We start from the raw sequence: 15,001 nt of genomic DNA on the forward strand, positions 1-15,001 counted from the left end.
AGGTTATATCTGAACATAGTGGGATATAAACGCGAAACAAGTTGCATCTGAATTAAAACAGTTAAAGTTATATCTGAACATAGTGGGATATAAACTTTAAATAAACATAATAACCTGCTAAGTCCGATTCGTTATATCTGAACATAGTGGGATATAAACACGTTTCTTTTTCTTTACTTTTGACAATCATTATTGTTATATCTGAACATAGTGGGATATAAACCCGCTTTTTATTCGTAAAGTTTCACTTCTTCCACGTTATATCTGAACATAGTGGGATATAAACGTGATTCAGAGTACCCGGCATGAGGATGAACATACTGTTATATCTGAACATAGTGGGATATAAACGTCGAAGGAAACCCGTTTATTAAACCTGAACCGGGAGTTATATCTGAACATAGTGGGATATAAACTTGAAGTTCCAGCGAACCCAAATGCAGTAGCTAAAGTTATATCTGAACATAGTGGGATATAAACTGAACGGTTATGATTGAACACAATATGACGTGAACCATGTTATATCTGAACATAGTGGGATATAAACTGTGCATGTCACATCATATACAAGCGCATGTAGAAGTTATATCTGAACATAGTGGGATATAAACACTATTCCTGATTGGGTTCCCGGACTTGGAGGCAAGGGTTATATCTGAACATAGTGGGATATAAACTCTGAACCGGCGTTTTCTGTTAGTTCACCTTCAAAGAGTTATATCTGAACATAGTGGGATATAAACCCGCCATTTTCGATAATGCTTTTCATTACGGGATGTGTGTGGTTATATCTATACATAGTGGGATATAAAGGTCGATGTAAGAGAGATGACCAATATTGCTACTGAGTTATATCTGAACATAGTTGGATATAAGAACACCAAATAAAATACTAAATGGTTATAATCTGAACATAGAGGGGAATAGAGACTGCTTCTAATAAACGACTCCGGAAGAACAACTAAAAAAATTACAATTATTGGAAATCAAACCTCCTTCTTTCCTTAAATCAAAATGTATGTTAATATTTTAAAATAATTGATGAATTGGCCGACCTGTGCCAATGAGGAAAATGAAGCGACGTTCCTTACTATGTGTCTCATAGTAAGGAATTTCTATTTTCTGGAATTTTACTTTCTATTAATAATTATCTTAATTTTTAATGAAAATGGACTTCATTTTTGTTACAAGATTTTATAGGGTAGGTGTTAGTGTGGGAAAACAACAGGATAAACAAGATGAATTTAAGCCGTATGTGCCGGCATCCAAGAACCCGCCTGAATTCACATGGGTTGCCATGGTTATTGGTGCTGCGCTGGCGATTGTATTCGGCGCAGCGAATGCCTATTTGGGTCTGATCGTGGGGATGACGGTGTCTGCTTCGATTCCGGCTGCTGTTATTTCAATGGCTGTGTTGCGTCTTATTATGAAGCGCACATCGATTTTGGAAAATAATATCGTGCAGACGATTACCTCAACCGGGGAATCACTGGCTGCCGGTGTGATTTTCACGCTGCCTGCATTGTTTATTTGGCAGCTGCAGCCAAGCTTGACGACGATTGCTATTATTGCACTGGCCGGCGGTATTTTGGGCGTTGTGCTGATGATTCCACTGCGCAGGGCCTTGATAGTTAATGAGCATGACACATTGCCTTATCCAGAGGGTACCGCTTGTGCGGAGGTGCTTCACGCCGGTGAAGAAGGCGGTAAAGGTGCCAAGCTTGTCCTGGGCGGTCTTGGCATCGGTGCAGTATTCAAAATGCTGACGGATGCTGTCAAAGCGTTCCCATCATCAATTGAGTGGGAAATTTATAGATTTAAAAATGCAGCCATCGGTATGGATACCTTGCCGGCCATGCTTGGTGTCGGCTATATTATCGGACCGCGGATTGCCGGTATCATGTTTGCTGGAGGTGTGCTCGGCTGGCTCGGAATAATTCCGCTCATCAGCTATATCGGTGAGTTCACCACCGCACCGATTTATCCAGGTGAAGTGCCGATAACGGAAATGGGCTTTCATGATATCTGGGATAGCTACCTTCGCTATATTGGTGCTGGTGCTGTGGCATTCGGCGGTATTATGGGATTGATCAAAACATTGCCGACGATTGCGTCTTCATTTATGGGATCCGTTAAAGGTTTCTCTGCTGCCGGTGATATGACAGATCTGCGTACCGACAGGGATATTCCGACGATCTTAATCGTGATTTTGACCATCGTTTTTATGGGTATTTTTATGTTTTATCCAACGATCGATGTCGGATTGCTCGGGGCTATCCTGCTGTTTATATTCGGTTTCTTCTTTGTCACCGTATCATCACGTATTGTTGGTGTTGTTGGGAGCTCGTCCAACCCTGTTTCAGGTATGACGATCGGGGCGCTTATCTTTATTTCGCTTGTGCTATCTGCCGTCGGGCAAACCGGACAAGCTGGTGCGGTAACCGCCATCATTATCGGTTCGGTTGTTTGTATTGCCGCGGCGATTGCTGGGGATACATCACAGGATTTGAAAACAGGTTATATCGTCGGCGCTACACCAAAGTGGCAGCAAATCGCCCAACTGTATGGTGTCTTGATAGCCAGTATTGTCATTGGCTTTATCCTGGTGCTTCTGGATAGTGCATATGGCTTTGGGTCAGAGGAACTGCCGGCTCCACAGGCTGTGCTCATGTCAATGATTGTTGACGGTATCATGAATGGGGACTTGCCTTGGAACTTGATCTTTATCGGTGCTGCAGCTGCTGCAACGGTCGAATTGTTCGGCATTGGTTCCCTCCCGTTTGCTGTCGGGTTGTACTTGCCGATTCATACGACAGCACCGATCATGGTTGGTGGACTAATCCGTGCGATCATTAACCGACGAACGAAAAATAAAGAAGAATTGGAAGAGAAAAATGAACGCGGTATTCTACTTGCGTCCGGTTACATTGCAGGTGAAGCGCTGATGGGCGTGATTGTGGCATTGGCTGTTACGGCTGGTGTTGTTTTCCCTGAAGAAACATTCTTTGGCCCATTTGTGTCACTGATTGCGATTGCCGCGGTCGCCTGGTATCTGTTCCATAAAGCCAATAAAAAGCCGGTTAAGTAATATGGCATAGGAGCTATCCCTGCTGGAGGGATGGCTCTTTTATATGGTTAGTGTATTTCAGCTGTGCGGATCAAAAAGCAGCCATATATGCTAATAGAGCCTTTAAATTAATCACGAAATCCTCTCCGCACACATATCCTGATTAGACGTAATCATTATACTTCTCAAAAAGGAGTGTCCGATTTGTCCAACCTCCATTACTACATTATCGGCAATACGGCCGAGGGGCTAATTAATCATCTTGATCCAAACCTGCACAATATCAATCAAATCATCACGCTAAGTCATCCGTCATCTTGGTTAAAAACAGCCATCATCAAAAAGCTAACGGAACAATATAATCAAAGCAATCTTGAAATTCTTGAAAGCGCACTCGGGAATGACTACCTTGATGGCTTCATTATCCGTGATCAATCACTCGCATTCATTGACAGCAGGATTGCAACAACAAGCACCGCTAATTTGAATCTTGAAGAGACGTTTCCTGCCCGCGAACAAGGTATGATGGAAATCCACAGACTTACGCAAAAAGCATATGACAGCTTTGCGAAAGGCTTAAAAGTTCATGATGATCTTGAGGAGATCTACATGAATCAAATGGATTTTGACCATGCTGATCAATTTGCAGTCAATTTTATTGCTGATTTATTTCATAATATCCCCAAGAAAGAACATACACCCCATACTTACAACAGGCTTTTTGGAACAAATACGGCCGATGGTATTGTCAATGTGGTACCACATTTGTTTGAAAACATAAAAACTGTCCATTACATCAAAGGTCGTGCTGGAACAGGGAAATCAACGTTCATGAAAAAAATCGCCGGGGCATGTACAGACCACGGTTTTGATGTAGAGCTGTATTTCTGCAGTTTTGATCCAAATAGCGTTGATATGGTACTTGTTCGCGATCTGGATTTTTGTATTTTTGATAGTACTGATCCACATGCGTTTTTCCCGGAGCGAGAAGGGGAAGTGATTGTCGATCTGTATGAGGAACTGGTACCCGGTACGGATGAGAAGTATGAAACAGAGATTAATGATCTGAATGTACGTTATAAATCTTATATGAAAGAAGGCATAGGCTATCTGAAAATGGCCGGTCACCATCGTGATCAAATTGAAGACCAATATATAAAAACAATTACTGAAGCAGATATTGGAGATGCTGTCCAGACCATACAACTGAACCTATAATAAGTTCACCGCTGAATGATCCCTGTTCAGCGGTATTTTTGATATAAAAAATTTCCAAAAATTAAGTCTTGTTGTGTTGTTCTCTATATAGTATAATTAAATTACAGAAAATTGAGATTATAACCATGATGAGGGGGACGAGTAGTGGCAACAGTAAAGATGTTGAGGCCATACTATATTAAAGTGTTTGATCGTCACGTTTTGGTTATTTTGGAGTACCAGTATTTTGCTATGGTTATGGACAATCATGTATACCAGTTTATTCCGACTGAATCAAGAGAGATACGGATTAATCGTAAGACACAAAAAATTGAAAATGTTGGTGCAAGATTTGCTTTTCAAAAGGGAAATGACATCATTTACATGAATATGAGTGAGCTTATGGCAATTCCGGACTTTCTGGTTCAACTGCGTGAGATTGTCAAGCCATATTATATTGAAGAAGGCAGTCAGGAAAATGATCAAAACTCTGTTATTATTGATGAACTCGAACGCATGAACGTGAAAAGACTGATTGATAAAGCACTTGATAATCGAGATAAGAAAACGTTTGAGCAATTATTGAAGCTACTCTAATGAAGCTTTCTGCAACTTTGAGGGAGCTTCTTTTTCTGTAGATGAATAGCTTTTGAAGGAATTTATTGGAAAATATCTCATCATCCCCGTTTCTTTCTGAAGATAGATTTATTAACTCTTTTGAAAATCGTAAACAATTGGGAGATGGTCTTTTGGTATGATGAGGATAGAAAGGGGGAGTTCGTTGTTTTGCAGTCATTGTGGCAGAATCAATGCACCGCATGCGCTGTATTGTGTGCATGATGGTTATCCATTAAACCAGCAGGATACAAATGGGTGTTTACACGTCGGTTCGCATCCTTACTGTAATGAATGCGGGGTGAAAATAAATCATCCGGCTGCAAGATATTGTGTGGAATGTGGACGTTCACTTGAGATATACGTTCCTTCAGCGACACAGTCTGTACAGCATACATATTTTGATTTGGAACTCGTTCGGAAAACTTTGCCTGGACTTCTGCTCTCAATTGGGGTTTTGCTAGGAATCGGCCAAATCTTTATGATATTGCTGAAGAGAATTGGAGATTCTGATCTCTTTAGGCATTTTCCTCTGCCGATTTATCAACAAATGACGGATAGTTTAAATGTGTTGGACATTTCGCTTTTTGTACATTTAACCAGTATATTCATGACAATAACCAATGATGGTTTCTCACAACAAATCAGCTTTCTTTCGATCGGGATGGTTTACATGGTTTTTTTGGCTGCTTTTGCACTCATGGCCGGCGGATGTTTAATCAAATGGCTCAATCCGCTGATTGAGGAGTGGAAGGGAGCGTTGCTCGTAGCAGCTGGATATGCTGCATTCCTGGGAATCATTACTCCGCTGGCAGGTGTTACGAATATTGAGGCTAATCAAGCTCAGAGATCATTTGATTTTAATATGGTGAGTGCCGTCATCAATGGACTGTTCATCGGATTTATTTTCAGTTATGCTGGAATGATTTTGCGAAAAGGTGCATTAAAAGAAAAGATGCGGTTACTGGTGCATCAGCGAGCATTATATTATGGGACGTTTGTTTTTATAAAGGGCTGTGGTATCATGCTGCTGCTCAGCTTTATTTTAACGGCTCAATATGAACTGCCAGAGGAACTGGAGGAGCAGTGGGAGCCTACAGGAAGTTTAAATTATATGAATGTGGCGTTTGTTTTTCGGATGGCGGCTTATTTGTTTAATCTGGGCTTATTCAATTCGGTTGTCATAAATAATTCAAATTTGGAGGAAAAAACGACTTATTCTTTTCTGCCTGGGATTTCTTTAGATCAGGAAATGATGGATCAGGTTCTTTTTATACCGCCGGACTTCTTTGCATCATCAGAAATCATCATCATTGTCGTAACAGCTGTATTGTTCATATGGATTGGTCGCTCACTAGTGATATCGGGGCAGCAGTCCATTATGAAAACCATTGTGATGTACAGTGTTATATTCGCCGTTATCATGACATTCTTTTCCGTCAATGTATCGTTAAACCAGGTGACTCAGGTTCAACATACAAATCAGGCGTTTCAGGATGAATTATCCCATTTTGCCGGCTTTGAAATGATACGGACGTTTTTCATGAGTATGATCTATGCTGCAATTACCGCATTTATCGGTGCTTTGACACGAAAACTATTTTAAAACAAGGTGGGTTTCCATGAAAAAGAAGACAACTAACGAGAAGCAGCAAGTGGATGAATGGGCGGATGCCAAGTCGAAGCTTTTGATTGAACTGGGTCAGGAAGTGTATCTTTCATATCGTCGTAATGAGGATTTTAAGTCTATCGTGGCGCAAAAAGGTGAATCTATTAAAGAGCTGGATGCCAAAATTTATTCGCTTTTGCAGGAGACGAGGCAGTATCAAGCAGACGTTATGGAATGTTCTTGTGGTGCCCCAATCACGGAAGAGGATGTGTTCTGTCCCGAGTGCGGGAAAAAGACAGACATACTGACAGAACAGGACCAGCAAAGTATGGCTGTTTGCAGCAGCTGTGGTAATCAGGTGCCGGATGGGGCGGATTATTGTCAGGCATGCGGGGTCAAAATGGAAAAAGTGTACTCGAACTGATCGGGTACACTTTTTCCGCCATGCTTATTGCTATTTAATTGTCTTTAATATGTCCGTCACTTTTTCGACTGTGTATGCACTGCCGCCTCGGTCCTTTGTGTCTTCAACCATCATCGCGATTAACACATCCTGATCTTCTGTTGGATAGCCTACAAACCAGCCGTTTTCTTCACCATCTTCGTCAGCAGTTTGCTTGAGTTCAGCTGTTCCTGTTTTTCCGGAAATCGGGAAATCTGCATCTTGGGCTTTCCCTGCGGTTCCATTCGGTGCTTCGACGACATCCCGGAGAGTTTCCTGAATTAGCGTTGCTTCGTCATTCGTGATCAATTGTTCCTTCCAGACTTGCTCTTGCTCAGCATCTGCCAGGATGGTTGGCTGAAGCATATCACCTTCATTTAAGAATGGTGTGTACATTAATGCCATATGGAGGGCACTGGTTTCCATTTCCCCTTGACCGTAACTTGAATTGGCAAGCTGTACTTCATCATCAATCGATCCACTGGATGATACAGATGATGCGGTCATTGGATATTCAAAGGGCAATTCTTCGCCAAATCCAAATTGCTGCATACCATCTATGAATGTTTCGCTGCCCATTTCAACACCTTTTCTGGCAAAGTAAATGTTATCTGAGCGGATAAGTGCATCCGTTACATCCACTGGGCCATTTGACTCACTGACACGGCGAACTTCATAGTCACCCCAGCCTTCACCGTTGCTCCAGGTCAATCCATTTATTTCCATGCCTTCACCAGGTACGATGCTTCCATTATGCAGTCCGATTGCTGCCGTTACTGGTTTGATGGCAGATCCCGGAGAAAAAGTGGCCGAAAAGCGATTTAATGTTGGTTGTTGTGGATCGTTTTGCAGCTCGTCATATTTGGACTGGCTAATGCCATATAAAAAGTCATCTGGTGCGAACGACGGGCTACTGACTAACGCTAGTGTTTCACCGGTTTTTGGGTGAATGGCTGCAGCTGTTCCGGAATCACCATCATACGATTCGAATATGGCTTCCTGGATATCGGCATCAATGGTGGTTATGATGTTTTCACCATTTTCGACTTCTTTTTCAGCTATGACGGTTTCTTCGCCATTTTCACTGACGGCGGTTATGACAGCACCCTCTTCGCCTTTTAATTGTTCTTCATATAATGCCTCCAGACCGCGCTGCCCGATCGTGTCATCAGCATCATATTGGTCAGCATCCTCAGCATCCAATTCTTCCAGGTCATCGGCTGTAGCCTGGCTGACATAGCCAGTAAGATGGGCCGCAGCTTCACCGAGCGGGTAGACACGGCCACTGACATCCCGGAAGGAAACACCGCTCAATTCACTTAATTGGGCTACTGTATCCTCCGCTGATGGCGGCAATTTTTTAAGCGGTACAAACATGTCCTGTTCTACCCAATCCTGATTCAGGCTGCTGTCAATGGTGTCAACTGACATATTCACTAGGTCGGCAATTTCCTCTTTCGTCTGTTCTGGATTATCCCCCAGGTCTCCAGGGACGATGCCGACTTCATGGACGGTGTCATTGATAGCTAATGGCATGCGGTTACGGTCAAGAATTTCCCCGCGGTTTGGTTCAGTCGTTTCCAGACCGATTTCACCACCATCCTGAATGGCTGGGAATATATACCCTGGATCCCATTTTACGAACCAATTTTCTTCCTCTTCATCTCCCTTTTCGGTTTCCTTTATGAGGGTTGCTTCATAATCGAATGTTATCGGTCCTGCTATCGATTCCATCTCGACCGTGAATGGGAATTGTGCTGTCCCGTTATCCATAGCGGTTTGGATTTGGTCTTCCGATAATTCCTCATAGGTTACTTGAAGGTTTGATATGTTTAAATCTTCATAGATGTTTTGATAGCGGTCGACAAATTTTTCAGTCGGGTAAGTTTTAACCGATTCATCGGTGATCATATTATACATTTCGGAAAATTCCTGGTTATTCCAATGGCTGATGTATTGATCAAAACGATCTTGCGGTGTCGGCTCGTCGTTTGAACATGCAGTAATTAGAAATAACGACAATAAAGAAAAAATTAAAGCTATTTTTTTCATACGATCCCCTCTATCCCTTTTATATGCTCTTTAATGATTATATCATGTCACCTGTACAAAAACATGCCGAAAAATTTACTTGGGTACTGTCTTATTTTACCAGAATTTAAATATCTTCAGAAAAGAGGTAAAAGCTATTTTTATTGGCTTTTACCTTGCTTCCATATGATTTTTCAGTTCGGTTTTAACACGATTTAGTTCATTGTCTGGAACAATGTAATACCAATAGTTGTCAATATATTCACCGCTTCCGCTCAATTCCATCGAGTCTATATGATGGCGCGTTTGCCGGTAATCAGTAAATAGTGTTTGCATTTGATTAAAATTGAGATCTGTTCTGACATTGCTGCCAATGATATCGAGAATGTTTGTGACCTTTGTAATGCTTGAAAAACTGGCCGCTTCATCGATTGCTGCCTGAATCACATTGCGCTGTCGTTCGTTTCGGCCAATATCACCTCTTGGATCATCTTTGCGCATACGGATATAACTTAAGGCTTCTTCGCCATTTAAATGAATTTCACCTGTTGGAAAGTCAGAACCGCCCTGTGAAAAACCCTGATCATTCGTAACCGTTACACCGCCCAAGGCATCAATCCCTTGTTTGAAGCCTTCCATGTTGATTTTTGCATAGAAGTGTATGGGAACATCCAGCATTTGATTCACTGTATCCACAGATAGCCCGACATTGCCATATGCATAAGCATGGTTAATCTTGTCCATCCCGTAACCGGGTATGTCAACTCGTGTGTCCCGCGGGATGCTCAGCATTTTCATGGAATTTGTCTGTGGATTCAATGAGACCAGGATCATGGTATCGGAGCGGCCTTTATCATTTTTACGCTCATCTACACCGAGTAATAAAAGATTAATCGGTTTTGTCTCATTAAAAATGGAATCGAGCTCCCTTTTTCGTTCGGGATCTTCATCTCTTTGTAACGGTTCGTGCATCGTTTCAACTGTATCGCCGACTTTATCGTATATGTATATAAGGGTAATACCCACAATGATCAGTAATACAAGGATCATGCCGCCAACCCAATATGGCCATTTCCGGCGTTTTTTGTTATGTCTATTTTCTTCTCTTGTCTTCAAGTAAATTCTCCTCTATATATCATAATTGAATATATAACACAAGCGTGATATTGGTTTATTGGTCGGTCTCTTCAACTGGTAAGGCTGTTATAATATAGCGTTCAGGTGCATTGCCGATATATGTGAACGGATAGCATGTCGTTACAGTTAACACTTCTTCCGGGGCTGTCGGGGATATAACGGATCGGTCATCGGCATCAACAATTTCCGTTTCAACTATTTTATATGAAAAATCACCATACGGCAGCTGAACGTTTAAAATGTCGCCCAATTCCAACTCTCCCATTCGCCGAAAAACCGTGTCTCGATGGCCGGATAAAACGATTTGATCATTTTGCAGCGGATATGCTGTACCGTTGTAATGTCCGACCCCTTTTTCCAATTCATCTTCATCGGTACCTTCGACAATCGGGAGGTCCGCCTCGAGTCGTGGAATATTCAGTATTCCGACTGTTTCGCCTTCAGCGGGCTGAAAATGGTCTGTGTTATTAGACGAAATAGATGTCCCGAACGTTTCATTTTTTGCTTCAGCTAGTATGTTTTTGGCCTCATCAAGGCTGCTGCTTTGTGCATAATTGGTTTTAAACCATTGATAGCCACCGGCTGCCATGAACAAAGCGCCGATGATCAACAGAATGATCGCGAGTTTTTTCATCCCACCGCCCCCATTGCATTTCATTCTATTCTGACTATATGCCATCTTCAGTCACATTTCAAGTACAAGAATGAGCAGCACAAATTCGCTAAAATATTTTTTGAAAATTACAAAACTAGTTTATATCTGACAAAAGAAGACACCCAAAAAGACTGGAATATATAGTATAGTAGTCTTAGAATGAAGAATGTTTCCTCAGAAAAAAGCAAACCTATTGAAAAATGGGGACGCAAAGTCACGGGTCTAAGGTATTATGTCTATGATGGCTGGGCTGCCTGGGAAGTAAATGGGGTGACGTTTATGGTACATACTGGAGAATATGTGGAGATGGATCAGGAATGGGTCGAGCTGTTGAAGGAAGCGAAATTAATCGGATTAACCATAGAGGAGGTACGTACGATATTAAATGGAGAACAGAAAATAAGTAAATCTTAAAAATAGATGTGCTCAATATAGAACCATACATCTTTTTATGGTATAATCTACTCTGAAAGAAGGTGTATGCGTTGATCGGTCAAAAGATAAAGCAATTGCGGAAAGAAAAAAAGATGTCTATCTCTGAACTGGCGGAAAAAGCAGGCGTCGCAAAATCCTATTTAAGCTCTATTGAACGAAACCTTCAGACCAATCCATCAATCCAATTCATCGAAAAAATCAGTGCGGTACTGGGAATATCTGCCAATGACTTGATCCGTGAAGATAAACAGGAAGAAAGTGAGCAACAACTGGACGGCGAATGGCTGCAAATTGTCCAGGAAGCCATGAACTCAGGTGTGTCAAAAGAACAGTTTAAGGAGTATCTCGAATTTTATAAATGGCGCAATCAGCAAAATAATCATTAAGGGTCAGACCGTGGAGCTGCAGCTTGCGGTTTTTTTATTTGGTGATTTTGATAATGGAAAGTGTAACAAAATGATTGTTGTATCGTTTTATGTATAGAGGGGGTGGGAGCTTATTGGAAAAACATCTATTTAGAGAGCTATTTGAGCAATATCAGCTCCCGCTCTACCGTTATTTACTGCAAATGTGCCGTAATCGGCAGGTGGCCGAAGAGCTTTTACAGGAAACATTTTACCGGGCGATGATATCACTAAAGGTGAAGAATATGGATCAGGCAAAGGCATGGCTTTTTAAAGTGGCACGCAATCTTTATATTGATCGGACACGAAAATCAAAAACAGAGCAGCGGATGATAGAGCGAATGAAACTGGAACGCACACATACAAGTGATATGGGCAATCCGGTTCAGTATTTGGAAAATGCATCTAAGCGTGAACATATTGAACTTATTTTTAGTTATCTGCCTGAAAGAATGCGGACTATTTTGTACCTAAGGGAGATCCAGGAATTTTCATACAAAGAAGTGGCGGCGACGATGAATTTTTCCGAAAGTCAAGTCAAGACCACGCTGCACCGAGCGCGGAAAAAGTTTCGATATTATGACTGGCTGCTGAGAGGGGGAGATCCCGGTGAAGAAGGATCATGACAGCGTACTGGAAGATTTGAAAGAAGATGACCAAATGAAACATGATAAAAAGAGCGCAAGAAAAATGATCTGGCACACAAGATTATCGATTGGTTTTACCGTTATACGAACTTTACTGCTTATTTTTCTACTTTATATTTTGTATATGATTCCGGTAGAAATGTACTACGATATGACTGGTAAGCAGGCCGGATTTGACAGACTTGTAACAACACTTGTTGAGACAAGGTACCCAGGGGTAGAAGTGGATAACATGCATGGCAGACACGCCGAAATTAATCCTATCCTGACACAATCGACAACATTAAAATTGTATCGGAGTGTCGGTGAGTGGAAGGTGGCTGCCGGAGAGGTTGAGGCTAAAAAGCGGTTGTTTGGCGATGTAAACCTGAAACTTCATTTTGATGAAAAATATTTGGGTGAAAACATGGTTCCTGATTTTGCTTTACCGCCTGAAATCCTTGACCAGGAAAGTTCGGATAAGGTGTCGGGGTCAACTGAACAGTTGAAAGAGCAGCTTGCCAAAATTGGTGACGGTCATGTTGTGCAAGCGCAATTTTCGGTCAAAGAAGCTATGAAACCGAATCAACTGCTGAAAAAGCTGTCTGAATATGATGTACGGGTTTATCAGATGCCAGTATATGGCGGTGAAATGACTGATATTCGAGATATTTCCTATAGTAGGTCTGGTCAATTTACATTTGTTCAGCCACTGTTATTAAAACCGCAAATCATCTATGATGAAAACAACCGGCATTCATCCTCGGTAAGTTACCTAAGTGATGTAACAATAGAGGAGTCGATTGATCAATTCTACCAGAATGTCGATTGGCTGATTGAGAATGGCAATTATAGTGGCCGGGAGATTGATCAACAACGGATCAACTATATACGAAAACACGGTATGCTGGTTTACGGAGCCGTTGTGTCAGGACCGATCCGTGAGATTGAGAAGCTGATAGATGAAGAACTGTTCCATCAATTTAATTTAGGCGGAATTGAAGTATGGAATTGGGATAATGGATAAAGAGATTTTGCTTACTGCTCTGTTCATGGTAAATGGATGTCATCAATAAATCGCCTGCGCACCCTTAGCCGTGTCCTTTTTCCTGAGGATTGCATATGCTGTAATAGTTGAATCTTAAAGAGATTCACAGCTACCGTATATTGATGATGTGCTGTTGGATGGCCCTGAAGCTTTACTGACGGGATTTTTATAATTCCTTTTTACAGCGAGATCGGACAAAAAGTAACAGCCCCTGACGAATAGTGTATTGAAAATACTGGATATGACATCTTTCGACAAAATCCTCATTCAATATGTGGTATGATTCTTGTATACTACAAAAAGGCGGTTTTTAAATGGCAGAGCAGGAGCGTTACAAACATTTACTGGAAAAATTAATCCAAGAAACCGAGAATTCCAGGATCCAGTCGGTAGAAGAGATGATTCAAAAGATGATCAGCGAATTGTCAGGTGAAAAATCGTATACACCGTATAATTAACAAAATGGAAAGCTGCATTTCATAACAGGAGGTGCAGCTTTTGTATTTAATGGACAGGTTCACATCGGATATGCTACGTTAGCAGTAGAAAATATAAAGGAATGAGCCGATTGAAGAAAAACGTTTATATTAAAAATGCTGCCATTTTCACTGAAGAAGATGGCGTTATTAATGGGTCTTTATTCATAGAAGGTACGAAAATTAAAGCGATACATACGGAGGAGCAGCACCCGCCGGATAATACAACGGTGATTGATGGACAAGGGCTGAATCTTATTCCGGGATTTATCGATGGGCACATACATGGAGCGGCCGGGGCGGATGTCATGGATGCAACCGAAAAAGCCCTGGATACAATGGCCGGAGCACTTCCGGAAGAGGGTACGACAAGTTTTTTGGCAACGACGATTACACAATCTCCGGAAAACATCAGCAAAGCACTTGAAAATGTGGCACATTATGTTTCCAAGCAAGGTCGGGCGGAAGTTATGGGGGTTCATTTGGAAGGACCGTTTATTGAAGCAAGTAAAAAAGGCGCCCAGCCACTGGAACATATTATGGAACCGGACATTGAACAATTTAAAAAGTGGCAGAAGCTGTCAGGAAATGCGATCAAAACCATTACGATGGCGCCAGAACATGATAAAACCGGCGACTTTATCAAGTATTTACACAAGCACGGTGTAAATGTTTCTGCAGGGCATACGGATGCAGATTTTGAGACTATAAAAAAAGCGATTCCTGATGGACTGCGGCAAGTGACTCACCTATGCAACGCTATGAACGGTATTCACCATCGTGATATTGGTGCAGTCGGTGCGGCGTTTCAGCTGGAAGAGTTGCGTGCAGAGCTAATTGCTGACGGGATTCATGTGTCTCCGGAAATGCTGCAGCTGATTTTTTCCAATATTGGAAGTGAACGGTTAATCCTTATAACTGATGCAATGCGGGCGAAATGTCTACAGGCAGGAGATTATGAACTTGGCGGACAGCCTGTTACCGTTTCGGAGGATCGTGCTGTCCTGGAAAACGGTACACTTGCCGGAAGTATTTTAAAAATGCAGCAAGGTGCCCGGCAAATGCTGCGGCTGAAGGATGCGTCAATCCAGAGCATCGTGCAAATGACATCGGAAAATCCGGCAAAGCAGCTTCATATTTTTGACAGAAAGGGCAGTATAAAGACAGGCAAAGATGCAGATTTGCTATTGGTCGATGCAGATTTGAACATTAAATATACGATCTGCCGTGGTACTGTTGCGTATCAGGAGGGATAAGTT

14 protein-coding genes, 1 CRISPR repeat array and 1 riboswitch are annotated in these 15,001 nt (G+C 41.9%); of the genes, 11 read left to right on the plus strand and 3 right to left on the minus strand.

From position 1 onward, the window contains the following. Positions 1–2 precede the first annotated feature (2 nt). A CRISPR array of direct repeats spans positions 3–877; the repeat unit is 29 nt; unit sequence GTTATATCTGAACATAGTGGGATATAAAC. Between the two features lie 336 nt (positions 878–1,213). From BM195_RS04520 to BM195_RS04540, 5 genes are all read left to right on the plus strand, one after another. Beyond that, positions 1,214–3,088, plus strand: a complete 1,875-nt coding sequence (locus BM195_RS04520; protein WP_090234268.1) for an OPT family oligopeptide transporter — start codon at positions 1,214–1,216, stop codon at positions 3,086–3,088. Positions 3,089–3,271: 183 nt separating this feature from the next. Then, the gene (locus tag BM195_RS04525; protein WP_090234272.1) at positions 3,272–4,285 is read left to right on the plus strand and encodes a hypothetical protein; all 1,014 of its coding nucleotides are present in this window, start codon (positions 3,272–3,274) and stop codon (positions 4,283–4,285) included. Between the two features lie 144 nt (positions 4,286–4,429). Further along, positions 4,430–4,861, plus strand: a complete 432-nt coding sequence (locus BM195_RS04530; RefSeq protein WP_090234275.1) for an IDEAL domain-containing protein — start codon at positions 4,430–4,432, stop codon at positions 4,859–4,861. 184 nt (positions 4,862–5,045) lie between these two features. Then, entirely contained in the window at positions 5,046–6,485 is a 1,440-nt protein-coding gene (locus BM195_RS04535) for a zinc ribbon domain-containing protein (RefSeq protein ID WP_090234277.1), read from the plus strand. 16 nt (positions 6,486–6,501) lie between these two features. Next, complete coding sequence (locus BM195_RS04540; protein ID WP_090234280.1) at positions 6,502–6,912, plus strand: zinc ribbon domain-containing protein; 411 nt, start codon at positions 6,502–6,504, stop codon at positions 6,910–6,912. A 30-nt stretch (positions 6,913–6,942) separates the two neighbouring features. Here BM195_RS04540 and BM195_RS04545 read toward each other — a convergent pair whose 3' ends face one another. From BM195_RS04545 to BM195_RS04555, 3 genes are all read right to left on the minus strand, one after another. Then, positions 6,943–8,982 (minus strand): penicillin-binding transpeptidase domain-containing protein, encoded by a 2,040-nt coding sequence (locus BM195_RS04545; RefSeq protein ID WP_090234283.1) that lies wholly within the window; start codon positions 8,980–8,982, stop codon positions 6,943–6,945. 150 nt (positions 8,983–9,132) lie between these two features. Then, complete coding sequence (locus BM195_RS04550; protein WP_090234285.1) at positions 9,133–10,077, minus strand: LCP family glycopolymer transferase; 945 nt, start codon at positions 10,075–10,077, stop codon at positions 9,133–9,135. A gap of 55 nt (positions 10,078–10,132) precedes the next feature. Further along, entirely contained in the window at positions 10,133–10,732 is a 600-nt protein-coding gene (locus BM195_RS04555; protein ID WP_090234287.1) for a class D sortase, read from the minus strand. A 194-nt stretch (positions 10,733–10,926) separates the two neighbouring features. Next, a riboswitch (cyclic di-GMP riboswitch) is annotated at positions 10,927–11,011 on the plus strand. Positions 11,012–11,032: 21 nt separating this feature from the next. Between BM195_RS04555 and BM195_RS04560 the strand changes: the two genes are divergently transcribed. The 6 genes from BM195_RS04560 to nagA all read left to right on the plus strand — a co-directional run bounded on the left by BM195_RS04560 (position 11,033) and on the right by nagA (position 14,998). After that, a complete protein-coding gene (locus BM195_RS04560; RefSeq protein WP_090234951.1) occupies positions 11,033–11,167 on the plus strand; it encodes an anti-repressor SinI family protein in 135 nt (44 codons plus the stop codon). A 71-nt stretch (positions 11,168–11,238) separates the two neighbouring features. Beyond that, a complete protein-coding gene (locus BM195_RS04565; protein ID WP_090234290.1) occupies positions 11,239–11,574 on the plus strand; it encodes a helix-turn-helix domain-containing protein in 336 nt (111 codons plus the stop codon). Between the two features lie 113 nt (positions 11,575–11,687). Beyond that, positions 11,688–12,218, plus strand: a complete 531-nt coding sequence (locus BM195_RS04570) for an RNA polymerase sigma factor (RefSeq protein ID WP_090234294.1) — start codon at positions 11,688–11,690, stop codon at positions 12,216–12,218. Continuing rightward, positions 12,202–13,245, plus strand: coding sequence for an anti sigma factor C-terminal domain-containing protein (locus tag BM195_RS04575; protein WP_090234299.1), 1,044 nt, complete (start codon positions 12,202–12,204; stop codon positions 13,243–13,245). Before BM195_RS04570 ends, BM195_RS04575 begins: the two co-directional genes overlap by 17 nt. Before the next feature lie 335 nt (positions 13,246–13,580). After that, positions 13,581–13,724 carry a hypothetical protein gene (locus BM195_RS18225; RefSeq protein WP_170848151.1) on the plus strand — a complete coding sequence of 48 codons (144 nt, stop codon included), beginning with the start codon at positions 13,581–13,583 and terminating at the stop codon, positions 13,722–13,724. Positions 13,725–13,825: 101 nt separating this feature from the next. Beyond that, positions 13,826–14,998 carry an N-acetylglucosamine-6-phosphate deacetylase gene (gene nagA, locus BM195_RS04580; RefSeq protein ID WP_090234303.1) on the plus strand — a complete coding sequence of 391 codons (1,173 nt, stop codon included), beginning with the start codon at positions 13,826–13,828 and terminating at the stop codon, positions 14,996–14,998. Positions 14,999–15,001 lie beyond the last annotated feature (3 nt).

This window comes from Lentibacillus halodurans, assembly GCF_900112045.1.
Classification (GTDB): domain Bacteria; phylum Bacillota; class Bacilli; order Bacillales; family Amphibacillaceae; genus Lentibacillus; species Lentibacillus halodurans.

Coding starts and splice junctions, on each gene's coding strand:
- BM195_RS04545 (WP_090234283.1), bottom strand. CDS start 8,982: ATGAAAAAAATAGCTTTAATTTTTTCTTTATTGTCGTTATTTCTAATT.
- BM195_RS04560 (WP_090234951.1), top strand. CDS start 11,033: ATGGTACATACTGGAGAATATGTGGAGATGGATCAGGAATGGGTCGAG.
- BM195_RS18225 (WP_170848151.1), top strand. CDS start 13,581: ATGGCAGAGCAGGAGCGTTACAAACATTTACTGGAAAAATTAATCCAA.
- BM195_RS04540 (WP_090234280.1), top strand. CDS start 6,502: ATGAAAAAGAAGACAACTAACGAGAAGCAGCAAGTGGATGAATGGGCG.
- nagA (WP_090234303.1), top strand. CDS start 13,826: ATGAGCCGATTGAAGAAAAACGTTTATATTAAAAATGCTGCCATTTTC.
- BM195_RS04555 (WP_090234287.1), bottom strand. CDS start 10,732: ATGAAAAAACTCGCGATCATTCTGTTGATCATCGGCGCTTTGTTCATG.